This window comes from Haladaptatus sp. DYSN1 (genome assembly GCF_029489995.1).
Taxonomy (GTDB): Archaea; Halobacteriota; Halobacteria; order Halobacteriales; family Halococcaceae; genus QDMS2.
Genome location: NZ_CP120470.1, coordinates 2563032 through 2579727, shown reverse-complemented (window position 1 = coordinate 2579727; position 16696 = coordinate 2563032). Strand labels below are relative to the sequence as shown.

Below are 16696 nucleotides of genomic sequence, written 5' to 3'. Positions count from 1 at the left end.
CGCTGTTCGATTCACGCGAGAAGTTGAGCGGGCACAGGACAGCGTTTCGTGAGAGGTGCCACCACGAAACATGCTCGATACGAATAATCCAAAGGCGTTTTATGCACCAGTTGCATACGACCGGTGATGAGTTCACAGTCGTTCACGCCGCTCGGGTACGATGATATCGACCCCGACCGGCGACCGTCGCTCGCGATTGCGTTGTTGCCAGTGCTCGCCGTGCTGGTCTTCCTCGGCATCGGTTCTGCGGTGTTACAGCTTTCACCGCACGTCCCATTGCTCTGGAGCATCATCTTCGTCGGGGCGCTCGCGCGCTTCCACCTCGGTTTTCGCTGGGACACCCTCGCAGAGGGGCTGACTCGCGGCCTGCTCATGGGCAAACAGGCGCTGTTCATCATCTTCATCATCTACGCCGTCATCGCGACGTGGGTGAGCGCGGGGACGATTCCTGCGCTGATGTACTTCGGTCTCGACCTGCTCACGCCGGTCATCTTCCTCCCGGTCACCGCCATCCTCGCCGGGGTCGTGGCCTTCTCCATCGGCTCGTCGTGGACGACGGTCGGAACGCTTGGCGTCGCGTTCGTCGGTATCGGGTCCGGCCTCGGCGTCCCCGCACCGATGACCGTCGGCGCGATTCTATCCGGCGCCTACGCCGGTGACAAGCAATCACCGCTCTCTGACACGACGAACCTCGCCGCAGGCGTCACGAACACGAACCTCTACGACCACATCCGAGCGATGCGAAACAGCACGCTCGTCGCCTTCTCGCTCGCGCTCGTCGGCTACGCGGTTCTCGGACTTCGGGGAAGTGGTTCAATTCCGGCCGGTCAGGTCGCAGAGATTCAGGGCGCGCTCGCCGGTACCTACTCGCTCAGCCCGCTCGTGGTCCTGCCTCTACTCGTCACCTTCGGCCTCGCTCTCAAGCGGTATCCGGCGATTCCGACGCTCATCGCCGGCGTCCTCGCTGGCGTGTTCACCACCATCGTCGTGCAGGGCGCGTCGTTCACGGGTGCGTGGACGGTGTTCATGAACGGGACCGCGCCCGAGACGGGCAGCGAACTCGTAAACGGACTGCTCGCCACTGGCGGGCTAACTGGCTCTGCGTGGACGATTACTGTCGTCGTCGCCGCCCTCTCGCTCGGCGGCCTGCTCGAACGCACTGGCGTCCTCGCGGTGCTCGCCTACCATCTCTCGAAGGGCGTCGCGAGCGTCGGCGGCCTCGTCGCCGGGACGGGTGCGGCGGCCATCGTGACGAACTTGCTCACCTCCCAGCAGTATATGAGCATCGTGGTCCCGGGGCTTACCCTCCGCGACGTGTACGACGAGTACGGCCTCGACAGCGACGACCTCTCGCGCGCCATCGAAGCCGCCGGCACGCCGACGGGGGCGCTCATCCCGTGGCACGCCGGTGCACTGTTCATGGCGGAGGCGACGGGCGTCCCGACACTCGCTGGAAGCTTCGGGCTCGCCGGCTACGCGCCGTACTACTTCTTCGGATTCCTCTCGCCGCTCGTCCTGTTCGCCATCGCGGCGACGGGATGGAGCCTGCACCCGGGGACGAAATCCACCACTGCACAGCCTGCTGATTAGTCCCGGAAGAACTGGCGAATCGGCCGAATCTGTTCGGGCGTGTTCAGCGACGGGGCGTGCCCACACTCGATTTCGAGCGCCGCCGCCGCCGGTTTTCGTTCCTGCATCTCCTCGAACGTGTCTTTCGCGAGAATGTCAGAGGTCTCTCCGCGGAGGATGAACAGGTCGGCTTCGATGGCGTCCCACAAGTCCCACGGGTCGCCCTCCGGTGTCGCGGTCAACATCGGCTCGACGATACGCGGGTCGTAGGCAGGCGTGAACGCGCCGTTTTCGAGCCGTCTGCTCGACGTTTTGGTGAACCGCCGCCACTCTGCGTCGGTCATCGCGCTGTACGTCGCATACGTCTCTCGGTAGTAGGCTTCCAGTTCGGTAAAGCGCGCAAAAGAGGGCGGGTTGGTGAGGTACTCGATAATTCGGTCGAGGCCTTCGTCTGCGCCGTCGTCTTCGGCGGGGGCCGGACTCACGTCGTTCACCACCATGTGGGTGATGCGCTCTGCGAGCGGGCCGGCCGCGAGCGCGATGCCGAGGATGCCGCCCATCGACGTGCCGACCCAGCGCATCGTGTCGATGTCGAGCGCCTCGCAGAAGGCGACCAGCATCTCGGTCATTGATTCCGGGCCGTAGGTCGTATCCTCTTCAGCCCACTCGCTCAGGCCGCGTCCGGGCATGTCGGGACAAAGTACCCAGTAGTCGTCTTCGAGGTGTCGTGCGAGTGGGTCGAAGTCCCGGCCGACCCGCGAGAGACCGTGGACGCAGACGACGGGCGGGTCGTCCGTGTCTCCCCACGCGGAGTAGTGTAGTTCGGTGTCGGCGACAGTGACGAACTCGTCAGTTCGGGGCATGCGTGGGGGTTCGTCACACGGGGTCAAATGCCTGCGGGTGACCGTACTCGTCAGTTCTTCTCTGCTGCGTCGGACGCTTCGGGCGACTCGTCTGTCGCCTCCGTTGCCTTCTCGGCCTCTCGTATCGCCTTCTTCGCCGCCCGTTTCGCTTCCGAGGCATCGACTGCGGCCTCGTCCGCCTTCTGATTGGCCGCGTTCGCAAGCTCTTCGAGCTCCGTCGCCCGCGCCGCTGCCTCGTCCGCTTTCGTAATCGCCTTCGCGGCTTCGAGCGTCGATTCCTGGGCGACTTCGAGGGCGTCCGCCGCGGTCTCCTCCGCTCGTACCGCAGTGTCGAAGGCCTCTTCTGCAACTTGCTCGTCCCCCGTCACGCCAGTCGCGTCGCCCACGCGCTCCGCGGCAGAGTTCGCGGCTTTAGCCACCCGCTCCCACCAGACGAAGAGGGCAATCGCGAGGAAGAACATCACCGTCCAGCCGACCAGCTGGCGGACGTCGCTCGGCCCGAGGACGATGTTGATGACTTTCTCTACGATTTTCGCCGCCCCGGCACCCACCAGCACCGCCCCGAGCAACTGCCGGCTGAAGATTTCGTCCAGCCGTCGGCGGACGATTGGTTCGCCCACCCCCGGCAAGTAATCACGGAGTTGCGTCACATCTGAATTTGGTCCAACCCGTAGAAATACCTGTGGCTGGTGTGGACTGTTCGCGTTTCACGAGTGTCTGTCATTTGGCGAACGCCGTATTTCTCCTCGTTCGACGTACTTCCCTGTGGTGACACCAACATGGCACACATGCTCATTCACCACCGGGTGAAAGATTATCCGACGTGGAAGAAAGTGTTCGACGAACACGCAGAAACCCGAAAGCAGGCGGGAGAGCGGTCACACGAACTGTTCTGTAGCGGCGAAGACCAGAACGACATCACGATTCTGATGGACTTCGAATCGGAAGACGGCGCCCGGTCGTTCGCTGAATCCGACGACCTCCGCCAAACGATGGAACGCGCTGGCGTGGTCGGGAAACCCGAAATCACCTACCTCGACCACATGGAACACTATGCGTCGTAAACACGCGCACACCCGGGTTTTATGACAAAATTCAGAGGCGTAGTGGTCACGACTACACAGCACTCGAACTTTGGACTATTCCCTGATAATCCGGCGACACTGGGGGTCAATTTGGGTCTAACTCGGGCTCATTTCGGGAGTAGTCTCGGAATATCTACATTAAGTCGATGGGCGTCTGGTGTCCCTAGAGGCAAACGACAATGCAACGACTCGACAAACTGACCGTGATTCTCGTCGCGGGCATGTTCCTCGTCGCAGGGGCGGGCCGAGATTGGAGACGGTCTTGCGCCTCAAACTCTTCCTCACGACGTTCAACGTCGTCCTGTTGTTCGTCCTCGCGAAGGGGTACGTCTCCATCTACCGCGCGCTTCCGAACTCCTTCACTCGGAGTCTCGTCCTGTTTAGGGTCGCACTCCTGTTCTACGCCCTCGCGGCGAACCCGGCAGTGCACATCCTTCTCGGCTACCCGCAAGCGGGACTAGGAACGCTTCTCGGACCGTTCACCAATCTCTCTGACCTCTTTGCCGCCATCGCCATCGTCGCGTTGTTGTATCAGAGCTATAAGTAGGCATTTTATCCCACCCTTGCCTAGTGGGTCGTATGCATCCGTTGGCCCGGTCTGCACTGTTTACGCTCGTTGGGCCGGGGACGGTCGCCGTGCTCGTTCCGTACATCATCCTCACCGGATTCCCCCCACTCTTTCTGCTGGCGCTCGGCCCGTTCCGGTATCTCGGTATCTCTCTCCTGCTCGTCGGTATCGGCATCTACGCGACCACTGTCGGCCTCTTTGCCGTCGCTGGTGGCACGCCCGCGCCCATCGACGAACCCGCCTCACTCGTCTCCGTCGGCCTCTACCAACTGGTCCGCAACCCGATGTACGTGGGTATCCTCTCCATCATCTTCGGCGAGGCGCTGTTCTTCGAATCCGGGTTACTGGCCGTCTATGGAATCGTCGTCTGGTTGCTGTTTCACGTCTTCATCGTGGCCTACGAGGAACCCCACTTGCGCAAGAAGTTCGGTACCGACTACGAGCACTACGTCGAGTCGACGCCGCGCTGGTTCCCACGACTCCCCCGGCAGTGACTCACTCGACAGGCTCAGAGACGAGGCCGAGTTGCCGATACAGGTGGAGGTAATCGGCCTGCACCCACATCTCGGCGAGTTTGCCGTCGGCAAATCGCTCTACGGTAATGCCGGACATCTCGGTCTCGCCACCGGTCGGTGACGGTCCCCCGCGGACCATGTCGTTGGCAGTATACACTGTCCACCGAGTTACGACCGTATCGCCGGCCGCGAACCGCTCGTGAACGTCGTACCTGCTGGTTCCGAGCGCCGCGCCGAAATACGACCGAAGACCGTCCGCGCCCACGAGTTCCCCGTCGTGCCCACCGAAACCGTGGCCCCGAAAGTCCGGGGCGACGAGGTCGTCCAAGATGTCGATACCGCCCATCAGGTACTCGTCGAAAAACCGTTCGCTGAGGGCGAGGTGCCGTTGTTCCGGTGCTGTGCTGCGTGTCATCGTCAACCTCCGAGTCAACCGACTCGATAACCGTGTGTAGGAATGGCATGGAGAAAATCGTCGTTCATCGGTTGCCGGACTATCCGTCAGTTTGGTCGTTCCAGATTTGCGAGGTCCCAGCCGACGAACTCGTCTTCGGGTTCGACTGAAAGTGCTGCGATGGTCCGGGAGAGGGCGAAGTACTCGCCGGCCAGCATCGCAACGCCCACGACGGTTCGGTCGTCTACGTGCTCGCGCAACCGGTCGTGAACCGCGTCGTCCACTGACTCGTGGACGTACGCGGTCACGTAGTCGACCAGTGCGGCGTCAAGGGGTGCGAGCTCTGCCACCGCGCCCGAACTGATTGCGAGGATGGTCTCTTCGGCCAGCCCGGCGTCGAGTGCGACGGAAACGTGCTGGTGCCACTCGTACTCGCAGTCCGTGGCTCGGGCGACGGTCAGTATGACGAGTTCGACCGCGCGTATGTCGATGCCCGCCTCGGCCCAGAGCGTTCCTGCGGATTTGGTCAGGGTTGCCAGCGCAGGCGGGTTGTTCGCGATGGCGCGAAACACGTTCAGCGGACCGAGATTCGTCTCCTCGACAAGCGCGTCCACTGCTGGGTCGGGATCGGAAAAATCAACGTATGGGACACGTGGCATATCCCTCTCTCGGGAGCGACGAAGATAACGGTTCGCGCGTCACCAGACGCGGTCGAAAAACTGACCGTGGAAGTCAAAGGGGAGGACGTGCGGGAGTTCTGCTCTCGCAACCTCGGTGAACGTCTCGCCGTCGAGGACGAGCAGCGAAGACGCTTCGCGGTCTGCGTCGAGAATCACGGACAGGACGACGCCGTCGTCCTCTCGCGCTGGGGCCGGTGCGGGTACGAACACCGGTTCGCCACAGAACGTCGCCGACTCGCTCCAGCGCGTCCCGGTCCGTTCTTCGATGTCGGCCTTGACGAGGTAGTTAGAGAACGTGCCTCCCTCGACGAGACTCCCCTGCCCGTAGACGTACCGGTAGGGTTGCCTGCGGACGTGCGGGGAGATGGTCGGCAGTTCCATCGGCGTCTCGCATAGCGACTCGCTCTCGATACGCCCCGTGTCGCCCTCGGTGAGGGGAACTGTGTAGCGACGGAGTTCGCCGACGAGTCCCTCGTACTTGCCGCTCGCGAGGCGTTCGAGATAGAGGCCCTGGATGACACGCGGGTCCGGGTACGCTACTAGGTCGATGACGAGGTAATCGTCGCGCTGGAACGCGTTCACGTGGTGGAACACGAAGAAGGCGTCCGTCTCGGGCGTCGCGACCATCGCCTCGCGTTCGCGGTCTACGATGATGAACGTCGTCTTCTCCGCCGCGTCCCACGAGAAGTGGTCGATGAATCCGTCGTCGCCCGGTTTGAGGAAGCTGAGTGGGTTCACGGTGAACGGCACCTCGGTGAGCACCGCGTACCGGTCGGTGAGCGCGAAACTGTGCGTGTACGCCGGTCTCGGGGTTTCGATGGTGGCGACGACTTCGCGGGTCGCAGTCCCGTCCGGGAGTCGGTAGATGGTGTAGGTGTTTCGCCGTCCGAACTTCGTGAGCAGGCCAACGGTCTCCGCGCGCGCTGCGTCGTGGTGGACGTGCGCCGTAGAGAGGTGCCCGGTGAGGTCGTCGTCGAACGTGAAGTGTCCGACCGTTTCGAGCGTTCCCGGTTCGAACTCGACGACGTTCGGAACCTCGGTGAGCGCGACGAACCGGGTGCCAAACTGCGCGACGGTGACGTTCGCGTTGTCGGTGGCTTCGGGGAAGACGAACGACTTGAGTTTTTTGAGCAGTCCCTGCGACCCCGCGGTGCCGAACGTCCCCAGTCTGAGGTCGCCGTTCATGCGAGTTTGGTATGTCTCAGACCGCAGGAACCGATTGGAGTAGGACACGTCGCCACCGTGGATGGCGAACTTTCGCACCATTCCGAGCCCGTCGAACCAGTGGTTCACGCGCCCGTTGCCGACCTCGAAGTGGGCGGGGCCGTTTCGGAGCAGGGTCCCCGAAAGCCACTGCGGGAGGTCGCCCTCGACCGGGAGTGGGTGTGCTGTTATCTCTTCTGTGAGCGTCGAAAATCCCCGCCCGTGGCCGTCCATGCAACCCTTCGGCCCGGAGGCGAGATAAGGATGACTCGCCGGGTCAGTTCGTCGAGACGATTTCGATGACGTCGCGGTGTGAGAGGTCGCGGTCCGCGCCGACCTGCCGCTTCGACCGGCAGTCGATGGCGTGGAGGAAGCCGTCGCCGATGTCCGTGTGGAGGTGGTAGGCGAACCCCTCTGCGGTTGCGTACTCGGGCAGTAAGAAGCAATCGCGGAACTTGCCCTTCTCGTCCCACTTGCCGTTTGCCGTGCCCGGGAAGATGGCCTTCACGCCGAGTTCGTCGAACAGCGCCGCTTCGAGCGCCTGCTGGACGCCCGTCCCGCCGTGGGCCTGCATGAACTCCCGAATCTGCTCTAACCCCTGTTGTTGTTCTGCGGAGAGGTCTGCGAGAATTTCAAAGTCTTCGTCGCCGGGTCGATAGTCGACGACGCCCTGTTCGTCTGCCTTCTTGAGCGCCTTCTCTGCGTGGGCACTCGCCGGGATGATGGTCAGGTGTTCATAATCGGGGTCGGCCGTGACTTCCTCGTAGTTCGCCTGCCCCTCTGGGGTGTCCATCTTGTTGGCCGCGATGATGATGGGCTTGGTCACCTTGCGAATCTCACGGGCGAGTCGTTCGCGGTCTGCCTCGTCCCACTCGTCGGGGTCGAGTTCGAGGTCACAGCGGAGGATGACCTGCTTCAGTTCGTCCTTGTTGGTCCGAAACGCGGACATCTGTTCTGCGAGTTCGACCTCGATTTTCAGCTCCTCGGCCTGGTACTTTCCGTTGTAGCGCTCGATGCCCTTCTCTAGAATCTCCAGATACCACATGTCGAGTTCGTTCTCCAAGAACTCGATGTCGTCGCGGGGGTCGTGACCCTCCGTCTGTTCGCCCTCGGCGTCGGTCTTGCCCGAGAAATCGACGATGTGGATGAGCACGTCGGCTTCGTTCAGGTCGGTGAGGAACTGGTTGCCGAGGCCCTTGCCCTCGTGTGCGCCCGGAATCAGGCCCGCCACGTCCACGAGTTTCGTCGGGACGAAGCGCATCCCGTGGTCGCAGTAGCCGGTCGTCGGGGTACACTCCTCGTCGAATTCGGGGGCCGCACACTCAACGCGAGCGTAGGCTTCTCCCACGCTCGGGTCGATGGTCGTAAACGGATACGCCCCCTCCGGCACATCGTTCATCGTGGCCGCATTGAAGAAACTCGACTTGCCGACAGACGGCTTGCCGACAAGGCCGATTTTGTAACTCATTGGCGATTTTAGCCCGAACGACAGGTAAAGCGTTTTGTTCCCAAAACGCCGTGTGGGGCGGTGACACGGCCACGCTGCATGCCGAAACCCTGTGAGTTATGGTGGCACATCGCTCCATTCCTCCCATGCCCAACACCGCCCACTTTCGCAAACTCGAGGAGATGTACGCAGATGCACCCTGCAACGAGTACTACGAACCCGAAATCACCATCGAGGAGGGGCGTGCCACGCTCACGATGCCGGTAAAGGAAGACCAGTTCCACGCCGCCAACGCCGTCCACGGTTCGACCTACTTCAAGGCGCTCGACGACGCCGCGTTCTTCGCCGCGAACTCGCTCGTCGAAGACGTGTTCGTCCTCACCTCGCAGTTCAATCTCTATCTCACCAAACCCATCACCGAGGGCTGGATGGAGGCCGAAGGCGAAGTCGTCCACCAGAGCGGGAGTCAACTCATCGCCGACGCGGTGGTCAGAGACAGCGACGGTGACGTCATCGCCCGCGGCACGGGGAACTTCATCAGGAGTCGTATCGAACTGGACGAGGACGTGGGCTATCGCTGATTAGGACTCGACGTAGCGCCACGCGCCGAGAACAGTCGCGCCCGCCAGCAGCGGCAGGTCGGCCAGTTGCAACAGCGCGCCGAGTCGCGGGACGACCAACGGCGACCCATCGACGGTGAGGACTTCGCCGACGATGGCGTCTCGCTGAACCGGCGGCTCGCCCCGTTCCTGGTCGGTGGCGTGGTTCGCGTCGCCCTTGGTGACGAATCCGGCGGCCGTCTCGCCGACGACGCGGTGGGTGACCAGTTCGTCCTCGCGGGTCGCCTCGTAGACGACGATGTCGCCGCGTTCGACGGCTGTCGGCGGAACGACGACGAAGCCGTCGCCCGTGGCAATTGCGGGTTCCATGCTTCCAGAATAGACGTAGGTGACTTGCACGGGCGCACTCGCAGGGGCGAGCACGCCGACTGTGAGGCAGGCGACACACAGCGCCACCAGGGCGAAACGCATTGTCCAGAGTCTGCGAGCAGAGATTCATAATAACCGGACAGTGTTCTCTATCCCGGAAAAAGGCTAAGGGCAGAAGCACGGTACGTCGTCCTACGAGGCGAATTTGTGACCGTTGACACCGATAGCGAAAACGTACTCGACGTGTTTGGCGATGCCTATGCTCGGTCGATTCTCACTGCACTGTCCGGCACGCCGCGCTCTGCGAAGGAGCTGTGTGAGTGCTGTGACCTCTCCCCACCGACCGTCTACCGGCGGCTTCGCACGCTCGAAGCACACAGACTCGTCCGCGCTCGAACGCGGGTCGCGGCCGACGGCAACCACTTTCAGGTGTTTGAGACGGCGTTTACCACCGCCCACATCACGCTGCGAGACGGCACCCTCTCTGCGCGACTCGTCGACGCAGCGGCCGATTCGACGCCACAGCCGATTCCGTCGCAGGAAGACTGACTACTCCTCCGGTTTGCGCACCACGAGCACGGGCACGTCAGCCTCGCGGACGATGCGGTCGGTGACGCTCCCGAGCAGCAGTCTGGACAGTCCCGACCGGCCGTGGGTCCCCATCACGACGAGGTCGATGTCGTTTTCCTCGATGTAGGTGAGGATGCCGTCGCGGGGGTCGTCCCGAACCATGGTCGTCACCGTGGTCACGCCGGCGTCCTCTGCGCGGACCTCGACGTCTTCTAAAAGCTTCGCGCCTCTGGCTTCGAGTTCTTCCAGAAATCGCTCTACGTTCAGTTCCTCTAAGAGGTCGAGTCCGGTAAACTCGACGGCGTAGAGCACGTGCAGACTCGCTCCGTACGTCTTCGCCAGGTCGATTGCGTTCTCGACCGCGCGTTCTGTCCCCTCGCTGCCGTCAGTCGGCAGTAAAATGTGTTCGTACATGCGCCACCCTGCCTACCTGTTGGTTGGCGACGGTAATGAATCTATGACGGAGACACGGTGTTCCGGAGCGTGCCGATGCCCTCGTACCAGATTTCGATTTCGTCGCCCGGTTCGAGCAGGCCGGGGTTCGCCGGACTGCCAAAGGAGATGATATCGCCGGGTTTGAACGTAAACCGCTCGGAGAGAAACGCGATGACCTCGATGGGGTCGAACAGCATGTTCTCGGTGTGGTCCTTCTGGCGCTGCTCGCCGTTTATCGTCGTCTCCATCGCCAGATTCGAGGGGTCTACGTCGGTGGCGATGACCGGCCCGAGCGGGGCAGAGCCGTCGAACGCCTTTCGCGCCGTCCGGCGGGGCTGGTCGAGTGCGTCCAGGTCGTTCATGATGGTATAGCCGCGGACGACGTCGGGCACTTCCGCCGGCGTCAGGTCGTGGCACTGCTCGCCGATGACCGCGGCCAGCTCGCCGGCGTAGGTCAGTTCCTCGGTGAACGTGGGGTACTCGATGGGTTGGTCGGGATGGTGCAACGAGACGGCCGGTTTGATGAAGAAATCAGGTTCGTCCGGAATCTCGTAGGACATCTGCTCTATCTTCTTCCCGAAGTTTCGGCCGACACAGTAGAACGTCGAGGGGTCGCTCGGCGCGAGGAGCGTGGCGTTCTCACCCACCTCGTAAGCCGTTTCGTTGTGGATGACGACACCGTCTTCGTACTCGCCGGTAATCACGCCGTCCGGCGTGCGAACGCGGGCCAGATGCATGGACGAGGTGTCTCAGCACATTCGCATACGTGTTGTGCTTGCGGTGGTACTGACCGACGTGTGCGTATTGTTATCATGTTGGCGAACGTACACCCGGCCATGAGTGACCGTCGTCACTACGAATTCGAGGGGATGCGCCCGAACATTCACGAACAGGCACACGTGAGTCGCGAATCGACGCTCATCGGGGACGTGACGGTCGAGGCAGACGCGAGCGTCTGGCCGGGGGTCGTGTTGCGCGGGGACATCGGTCCCGTCCGCGTCGGAAAGCAATCGCACGTCGGAGACAACGCGATGATTCACGCCTCGAACGTCGGCAACCGCGTGATGGTCGGCCACGGGGCGGTCATCAACGAGGCGAGCGTCGAGGACGGGGCGCTCGTCGGCTTCAACGCCGTGTTGAACGCAGGTGTCGTCGTCGGGAAAAAGAGCATCGTCGCCTCGGGGTCCGTGGTTCCGGAGGACTACCACATCCCCGCCGAATCGTTCGTCCGCGGGGTACCGGCCATCGTGACGCCACTCTCTGAGACCACCATCGACCCAGAAACCATCTTCACCGACTACTCGTCCGGTGAGTACACGAATCTCGCAGAACGCTACACCGACCTGTTCGACTGACCAGCAACCGGTCCGACTGACCACCGACCAGTCGTCCCGACTAGCCGGTTCGTCGGCCAGTCAGTTCTCTAATTTCGAGTTCGAACAGTGCCGGTTCCAGTTCCTCGGTGGCTTCCCCGAAGATTCGAATCGGGATGAACGCCTCATTGACCGTCGCGTCGTCGTACGTCGCTCGCTCCGCACCCGTGAGTTCGCGTAGCGACCCGCGGGCGATGATGCTCCAGGAGTCATCGGGTGGGTCGTAGTCGTAGCAGGTGAGACACGCCTGCGTCGTCGTCTCGATGAAGGCCATCTTCTCGCTTCCCTGGTGTCGCCCGAGACGAATGATAATTCGCTCGCCGTCGTAGTGGAACGCGACCGGAATCGCGTAGGCTTCACCGCCTCGCGAGAGCGCGAGGACGCCCGTCTCGGTCGATTTCAGCATCCGGTCTACGTCCCGTTCGCTCATCCCCTCCGTGAACGTGTATTCGATGTGGTCAATCGTCATGCGGCGAGGTCGACCTCCTCTACAATCTCCGGGCGGTCGTTGCTCGGATTGTTGACGACCGTCGAGACGGGGTACGCCCGCAGGTCGCTGTCGTCGGGATACGGACGGAGCAGGTCGTAGACCTCCTCGGGGTCGCCGGTAAGCCACGCGTCTTCGGCCTCGGGTTCGAGGATGACGGCCATCCGGTTGTGCAGCGGTTCGATGAGGTCGTTTGGCTCCGTCGTGATGATGGTGAAACTCTCGATCGGCTCGACCCGGGCATCGGGTTTGTCACCGCCACCGAAGTCGCCGAGACCGGTCTGTTTCTGCGGCGGTGTCCACCGTTCCCAGAGGCCCGCCATCGCGAACGGGCGGTCGTCTTCGAACGAGACGCGGTAGGGCTGTTTTCCCGAGTCGGTCTTCGCCCACTCGTAGAACCCGTCGGCGAGAACGAGACAGCGGCGCTGTTCGTACGCTTCGGCAAAACTGCGTTTCTCGCGGACGGTCTCGGCCCGCGCATTGATGCGCTTGTTCCCCACCTTCGCGTCGTCTGCCCACGAGGGAATCAACCCCCAGCGGAGGGTGCGGATAGTGTCTCGGGAGGTGTTCTGAATCACGGGCAGGTTCTGGGAGGGGGCCGCGTTGTATCGCGGCCGAAACGAGCGTTCGAACCGCGCGTCGAACCGCTCCTCGACCTCTTCAGGCGGCGTAAACAGGCTGTAGCGCCCACACATACCGAACAAAACGCGTCGCAGTCGGTTAAACGCTCCCCGCGAATTTTGGTGTGAGTTTGGTGCAATTCCGAAAAACGATGATACGTCCACGGGTCGAACGAGAGCTATGCATCGACGGAGATTTCTCGCCGGAGCGGCCCTCACGGGCGTTTCCGCGTTCGCTGGGTGCGTGGGTGGTGTCGGAGACGCCGGAATGGAGGGTACTGGCCCGACCACTGGGAAAGATGGCGGCTCGACTTCGGCGTCCGAGGAGCCCCAGTACCGGGCACTCGACGCCCTCGACGCCCAGCCCGTGCTCGGGTCGCTCGACCGCGACCGCCTCATCGTCGCCTACGAGGACCCGTCGTGTCCCACGTGCAGGCGCTTCGAGCAGAACACGCTTCCGGAACTCACGTCGAAACACATCGACACTGGCGTGGTCGCCTTCGTCTACCGCGGATTTCCGGTCATCTACCCGTGGGGGAAACCGGCGACGCAGGCCATGGAGGCCACGTTCGCCCGCGACGAAGACGCGTTCTGGGCGCTGACCGACCACTACTACGCAGAACAGCCGTCGTTCACCACTGACAACGTCTTAGCGAAGACCGAGGCGTTTCTCAGTGCTGAGACGGACCTCGATGCGGCGGCCATCGTTCAGGACGCCCGCGACAAGGCCTACGACGACGCGGTGCAGACGGACCTCGATACCGGGAAGGCCGCGGGCGCGTCGGCCACGCCGACGTTCTTCCTGTTCGTCGACGGCGAGTTCCAGACGACGGTTCGCGGCGCACAGGACCTCCGGGTGTTCGAAAGCGCCCTCCAGCTATGAGCCGAATCCGCCTGCCGACGCGTGGACGTGACTGGCGTCTCATGGCCCGTACTGCCCGACTGGTCGTCACCATTCCCACGTACACCATCGTCGCGCTGGTGGGAGCGTTTCTCGGCCTCACGCTGTTCGTCTTCTCGCTGAACCCGGACCTCGTGGGCTTCGCGCTGTTCTCGGGTAGCCTCACGCTCTCCGCCCAACTGTCGTTGCTCTCGGGACTCTACCCCTTCGTGAGTGAGTCGTTCGACCTGCTCACCGGTTCCCTCCTCGTCGGTATCGCGCTGTTGTTCGGCGTGGACATCGCGATGGTCACCTACCACCTGCGCGAACACGACCTGTCGGTTCGCACCGGGAGCACCGGCGTCGCCGGCCTCATCCTCGGCACGCTCGGGGCTGGCTGTGCCGCCTGCGGGTCCGTCCTCATCGTCGGCATCCTCTCGCTGTTTGGCATCTCCGTTTCGCTCACGTTCCTGCCGCTCGACGGCCTCGAATTCGCGCTGCTCGCGTTCGTGACGCTCTTGCTCTCGATTTACTGGATTGCAGAAGGCATGCGCGGCGGCGAGATAAATGGCTGTCCGGTCGATTTCTGAGCCAATACTATATAGGTGATTGCGAACGAATTGCACGGGTAAGAGGGGACATGAGTACGGACATTCCGGATTTCGAGATTCCACAGCGCCCGCGCCGGGAGTACCCCCGCGACGGCGGGGTCGTCTTCGCCGGACAGACCATCTTCACGCTGTCGCCCACGCCAGAACAGTCAGACACGGCGCTCGAATCGCTGGTCGTGGGTGTATTAGAGGACGACCCGTACACATTCGGCGACTGGTTCGACTTGCCGATGCCGCTGTTTCTGGTGTACGACCGCGAGACGGGCGACGTGTTCCGCGTCGCGGTGCGCGGCGGTGCCATCGAATTTCACGTTTTGCCCGCCACGGAACCGGAGGGACTACGGGCACTCTACCAGCGCCTCGACGCGGTGAGCGACTGTGCGTGGGCGGTTGCCTGTCGATTGGCTGACTGAGAGCTAATCCCACAACCGTCTTATCACCCCGTCTCTCACATCTTTCCATGAGCGTCTCGAGTGAAGTCGAACTCGAAGGCCACATCATCGACTCCGGGATGATGCAGGCCTGTTTCGGCATCATCATGGACTTCGACGGCTGGTTCAACGTAGAGGAGTTCAACATCGGCCGACAGAAGACAGACGAATCGTACGCCCGACTCACCGTTTCGGCCGAAACCGACGAGGAACTCCACCGCATCCTCCACGAACTTCACCAGATGGGGGCGAACCCCTCCGACGTGCGTGACGTGGAACTCGAACCCGCACCCCGCGACCAGGTCGTCCCCATCGGGTTCTATTCGACGACCAACCACCCGACGTGGATTCGCTACGAGGGTGAATGGCTCGAAGTCGAAGACATCGAAATGGACTGCGCCGTGGTCGTAGACGAGGACGAACCACGCGCCTACACGAAGGTGTTGAACGGCATCGACGAGGGCGACCTCGTGGTGACCGGCGAATCCGGTATCAAAGTAAAACCTCCAGAACGGCCCCGTGAGTCTGGTGGCGCGTTCGGCTTCATGCAGGGTGGCATCTCCTCTGAGCGCCCCTCGAAGACCACTATCTCGAACGTCGCAGACGCGATGCAGAAGACGAAAGACGAGGGTGGGAAGATTCTCGCCGTCTGTGGCCCCGCACTGCTCCATTCCGGGGCCGGGCCGGCACTCGCCCGTCTCGTCCGCGAGGGGTACATCGACGGTATCTCAGCCGGCAACGGCTTCGCCGTCCACGACCTGGAGCGCGACCTCTACGGCACCTCGCTCGGGATGGACGTCGAAACGCTCGAACACCCGCGCAAGGGTCACAAACACCACATCTACACCATCTCCGAAATCATCCGCGTCGGCGGCATCAAGGAGGCCGTCGCGGAGGGCCTCATCGACTCCGGTGTGATGTACGAGTGTGTCGCGAACGACGTGCCCTACGTCCTCGCCGGGTCGATTCGCGACGACGGGCCGCTTCCCGACACCATCACCGACTCCATCGAGGCCCAGAACGCCATCCGTGAGCAGGCTCGGGACGCCGACATGGTGCTCATGCTCTCGACGCTGCTGCATTCGGTCGCCGTCGGGAACTGCCTCCCCTCCACGACGAAGGTGGTCTGCGTGGACATCAGTCCGGCGACGGTCACGCAACTGCTCGACCGTGGCAGCGCACAGGCGATCGGGATGGTGACCGACATCGGGACGTTCGTCCCGATTCTCGCAGAAGAGTTACTCGACTAAATTCCGCTGACCGTCGACCGATAGGCCTTGATTTCTTCGTGGGCCTGCTCGATGGCGGCTTTCTGTTCTGCATCGACGCTGGCTTTTATCTCGTGCAGGGCATTTTCGATACGCGCCAGCCGCCCGTGGTCCGGGCCGCGGGTCTGTGTGGCGAACTTCCCGACCTGTTCTGCGAGGCCGGCCAGTCGCTCGCTCACTGCCTCGTCGTCTACGTCCTCGGCGATTCCTGCCAGTTGTTCGCTCGCCGTTTTGAGATGCTCTCGGCTCATAATCGATAGTTTGGAAGAGGGGAACAAAAAAGCGTGCCTTACTCGGAGAGGGGCACCGCGACGACGGGGCGTTCCGAACTCAGGAGGATGTCCTGTGCGTTCGACCCGAAGACGACCTTTCCGGTCGGACTGCGCTTGCGGATGCCGATGACGATTTCGTTTACGTCCTTGTCCGCAGCGAATTTCTGGATGTCTTCTGCGGCCGTGTTGCCCCGGACGAGCTGGTGGGTCTCGACCGTCACGCTGTCGCTGAGGGTGTCCTCTACGTACTCGATGGCGTCGCGTCCGGCGAACACGTCTTTGTCGTCGGTGTCGTCACCACCGACTAGCGAGTTGACGACGTACACCACGTCGCCGTCTGTTGCCCGGGTTTCGAGATACTCGACGAGCGATTCGCTCGTTTTGACGTCGTTGGTGGCGACGAGAAATCGAACCATGACAGGAAATTGGGGGTAGAGATTATAAAGGTGTCCGACCGGGTATCTCCCCGTCTCAGCCACACATGCCCGTCGGTACC

The 16696-nt window shown here is 62.5% G+C and carries 24 protein-coding genes; 11 read left to right on the top strand and 13 right to left on the bottom strand.

Annotated elements, in window-relative coordinates; all coding sequences use genetic code 11:
* The first annotated feature begins 126 nt into the window (after positions 1-126).
* Positions 127-1590: a Na+/H+ antiporter NhaC family protein gene (locus P0648_RS14045; protein ID WP_277504393.1), complete on the top strand. Its 1464-nt coding sequence runs from the start codon at positions 127-129 to the stop codon at positions 1588-1590.
* Here the strand turns inward: P0648_RS14045 and P0648_RS14040 are convergent.
* A complete protein-coding gene (locus P0648_RS14040) occupies positions 1587-2432 on the bottom strand; it encodes an alpha/beta fold hydrolase (protein ID WP_276246641.1) in 846 nt (281 codons plus the stop codon). The two genes, P0648_RS14045 and P0648_RS14040, sit on opposite strands and share 4 nt — an antisense overlap.
* A gap of 50 nt (positions 2433-2482) precedes the next feature.
* Positions 2483-3082, bottom strand: coding sequence for a hypothetical protein (locus P0648_RS14035; protein ID WP_276246642.1), 600 nt, complete (start codon positions 3080-3082; stop codon positions 2483-2485).
* 129 nt (positions 3083-3211) lie between these two features.
* Between P0648_RS14035 and P0648_RS14030 the strand changes: the two genes are divergently transcribed.
* From P0648_RS14030 to P0648_RS14020, 3 genes are all read left to right on the top strand, one after another.
* Entirely contained in the window at positions 3212-3496 is a 285-nt protein-coding gene (locus tag P0648_RS14030; protein ID WP_276246643.1) for a hypothetical protein, read from the top strand.
* A 283-nt stretch (positions 3497-3779) separates the two neighbouring features.
* Complete coding sequence (locus P0648_RS14025; protein ID WP_276246644.1) at positions 3780-4064, top strand: hypothetical protein; 285 nt, start codon at positions 3780-3782, stop codon at positions 4062-4064.
* A 32-nt stretch (positions 4065-4096) separates the two neighbouring features.
* Positions 4097-4579: an isoprenylcysteine carboxylmethyltransferase family protein gene (locus P0648_RS14020; RefSeq protein WP_276246645.1), complete on the top strand. Its 483-nt coding sequence runs from the start codon at positions 4097-4099 to the stop codon at positions 4577-4579.
* Between the two features lies 1 nt (position 4580).
* Here the strand turns inward: P0648_RS14020 and P0648_RS14015 are convergent, their stop codons facing one another.
* From P0648_RS14015 to P0648_RS14000, 4 genes are all read right to left on the bottom strand, one after another.
* Positions 4581-5015, bottom strand: a complete 435-nt coding sequence (locus tag P0648_RS14015; protein WP_276246646.1) for an ester cyclase — start codon at positions 5013-5015, stop codon at positions 4581-4583.
* An 86-nt stretch (positions 5016-5101) separates the two neighbouring features.
* Positions 5102-5653: a carboxymuconolactone decarboxylase family protein gene (locus tag P0648_RS14010; protein WP_276246647.1), complete on the bottom strand. Its 552-nt coding sequence runs from the start codon at positions 5651-5653 to the stop codon at positions 5102-5104.
* A gap of 39 nt (positions 5654-5692) precedes the next feature.
* Complete coding sequence (locus P0648_RS14005; protein WP_277504389.1) at positions 5693-7111, bottom strand: carotenoid oxygenase family protein; 1419 nt, start codon at positions 7109-7111, stop codon at positions 5693-5695.
* A 43-nt stretch (positions 7112-7154) separates the two neighbouring features.
* The gene (locus P0648_RS14000) at positions 7155-8345 is read right to left on the bottom strand and encodes a redox-regulated ATPase YchF (RefSeq protein WP_277504387.1); all 1191 of its coding nucleotides are present in this window, start codon (positions 8343-8345) and stop codon (positions 7155-7157) included.
* A gap of 125 nt (positions 8346-8470) precedes the next feature.
* Here P0648_RS14000 and P0648_RS13995 point away from each other — a divergent pair, with 125 nt between their 5' ends.
* Positions 8471-8905: a PaaI family thioesterase gene (locus P0648_RS13995; RefSeq protein ID WP_276246650.1), complete on the top strand. Its 435-nt coding sequence runs from the start codon at positions 8471-8473 to the stop codon at positions 8903-8905.
* On the opposite strand, the gene P0648_RS13990 is transcribed toward P0648_RS13995, so the two are convergent.
* The gene (locus P0648_RS13990; protein ID WP_277504385.1) at positions 8906-9355 is read right to left on the bottom strand and encodes a signal peptidase I; all 450 of its coding nucleotides are present in this window, start codon (positions 9353-9355) and stop codon (positions 8906-8908) included.
* A 105-nt stretch (positions 9356-9460) separates the two neighbouring features.
* Here P0648_RS13990 and P0648_RS13985 point away from each other — a divergent pair, with 105 nt between their 5' ends.
* Positions 9461-9802: a winged helix-turn-helix domain-containing protein gene (locus P0648_RS13985; protein WP_277504384.1), complete on the top strand. Its 342-nt coding sequence runs from the start codon at positions 9461-9463 to the stop codon at positions 9800-9802.
* On the opposite strand, the gene P0648_RS13980 is transcribed toward P0648_RS13985, so the two are convergent.
* Both P0648_RS13980 and P0648_RS13975 read right to left on the bottom strand, forming a co-directional pair.
* Positions 9803-10237, bottom strand: a complete 435-nt coding sequence (locus tag P0648_RS13980) for a universal stress protein (RefSeq protein ID WP_276246653.1) — start codon at positions 10235-10237, stop codon at positions 9803-9805. It lies immediately after the preceding gene.
* 41 nt (positions 10238-10278) lie between these two features.
* A complete protein-coding gene (locus P0648_RS13975; protein ID WP_276246654.1) occupies positions 10279-10995 on the bottom strand; it encodes a fumarylacetoacetate hydrolase family protein in 717 nt (238 codons plus the stop codon).
* A 99-nt stretch (positions 10996-11094) separates the two neighbouring features.
* On the opposite strand from P0648_RS13975, the gene P0648_RS13970 reads away from it, so the two are divergent.
* On the top strand, positions 11095-11613 hold the full coding sequence (locus tag P0648_RS13970; RefSeq protein ID WP_276246655.1) for a gamma carbonic anhydrase family protein: 519 nt from the start codon (positions 11095-11097) through the stop codon (positions 11611-11613).
* A 40-nt stretch (positions 11614-11653) separates the two neighbouring features.
* On the opposite strand, the gene P0648_RS13965 is transcribed toward P0648_RS13970, so the two are convergent.
* Positions 11654-12100, bottom strand: coding sequence for a pyridoxamine 5'-phosphate oxidase family protein (locus P0648_RS13965; RefSeq protein ID WP_276246656.1), 447 nt, complete (start codon positions 12098-12100; stop codon positions 11654-11656).
* Positions 12097-12813: an SOS response-associated peptidase gene (locus P0648_RS13960; RefSeq protein ID WP_276246657.1), complete on the bottom strand. Its 717-nt coding sequence runs from the start codon at positions 12811-12813 to the stop codon at positions 12097-12099. The genes P0648_RS13965 and P0648_RS13960 overlap by 4 nt, the downstream gene beginning before the upstream one ends.
* Positions 12814-12919: 106 nt before the next feature.
* Here P0648_RS13960 and P0648_RS13955 point away from each other — a divergent pair, with 106 nt between their 5' ends.
* From P0648_RS13955 to P0648_RS13940, 4 genes are read left to right on the top strand one after another with little or no spacing between them, the layout of a single operon-like run.
* Positions 12920-13621 (top strand): thioredoxin domain-containing protein, encoded by a 702-nt coding sequence (locus P0648_RS13955; protein ID WP_277504380.1) that lies wholly within the window; start codon positions 12920-12922, stop codon positions 13619-13621.
* On the top strand, positions 13618-14208 hold the full coding sequence (locus P0648_RS13950; protein ID WP_369685079.1) for a hypothetical protein: 591 nt from the start codon (positions 13618-13620) through the stop codon (positions 14206-14208). The genes P0648_RS13955 and P0648_RS13950 overlap by 4 nt, the downstream gene beginning before the upstream one ends.
* A 50-nt stretch (positions 14209-14258) precedes the next feature.
* A complete protein-coding gene (locus tag P0648_RS13945; RefSeq protein WP_276246660.1) occupies positions 14259-14642 on the top strand; it encodes a hypothetical protein in 384 nt (127 codons plus the stop codon).
* A gap of 47 nt (positions 14643-14689) precedes the next feature.
* A complete protein-coding gene (locus tag P0648_RS13940) occupies positions 14690-15910 on the top strand; it encodes a TIGR00300 family protein (protein WP_276246661.1) in 1221 nt (406 codons plus the stop codon).
* Here P0648_RS13940 and P0648_RS13935 read toward each other — a convergent pair.
* Positions 15907-16179, bottom strand: coding sequence for a hypothetical protein (locus P0648_RS13935; protein WP_276246662.1), 273 nt, complete (start codon positions 16177-16179; stop codon positions 15907-15909). The two genes, P0648_RS13940 and P0648_RS13935, sit on opposite strands and share 4 nt — an antisense overlap.
* Before the next feature lie 38 nt (positions 16180-16217).
* On the bottom strand, positions 16218-16616 hold the full coding sequence (locus P0648_RS13930; protein ID WP_276246663.1) for a universal stress protein: 399 nt from the start codon (positions 16614-16616) through the stop codon (positions 16218-16220).
* Positions 16617-16696 lie beyond the last annotated feature (80 nt).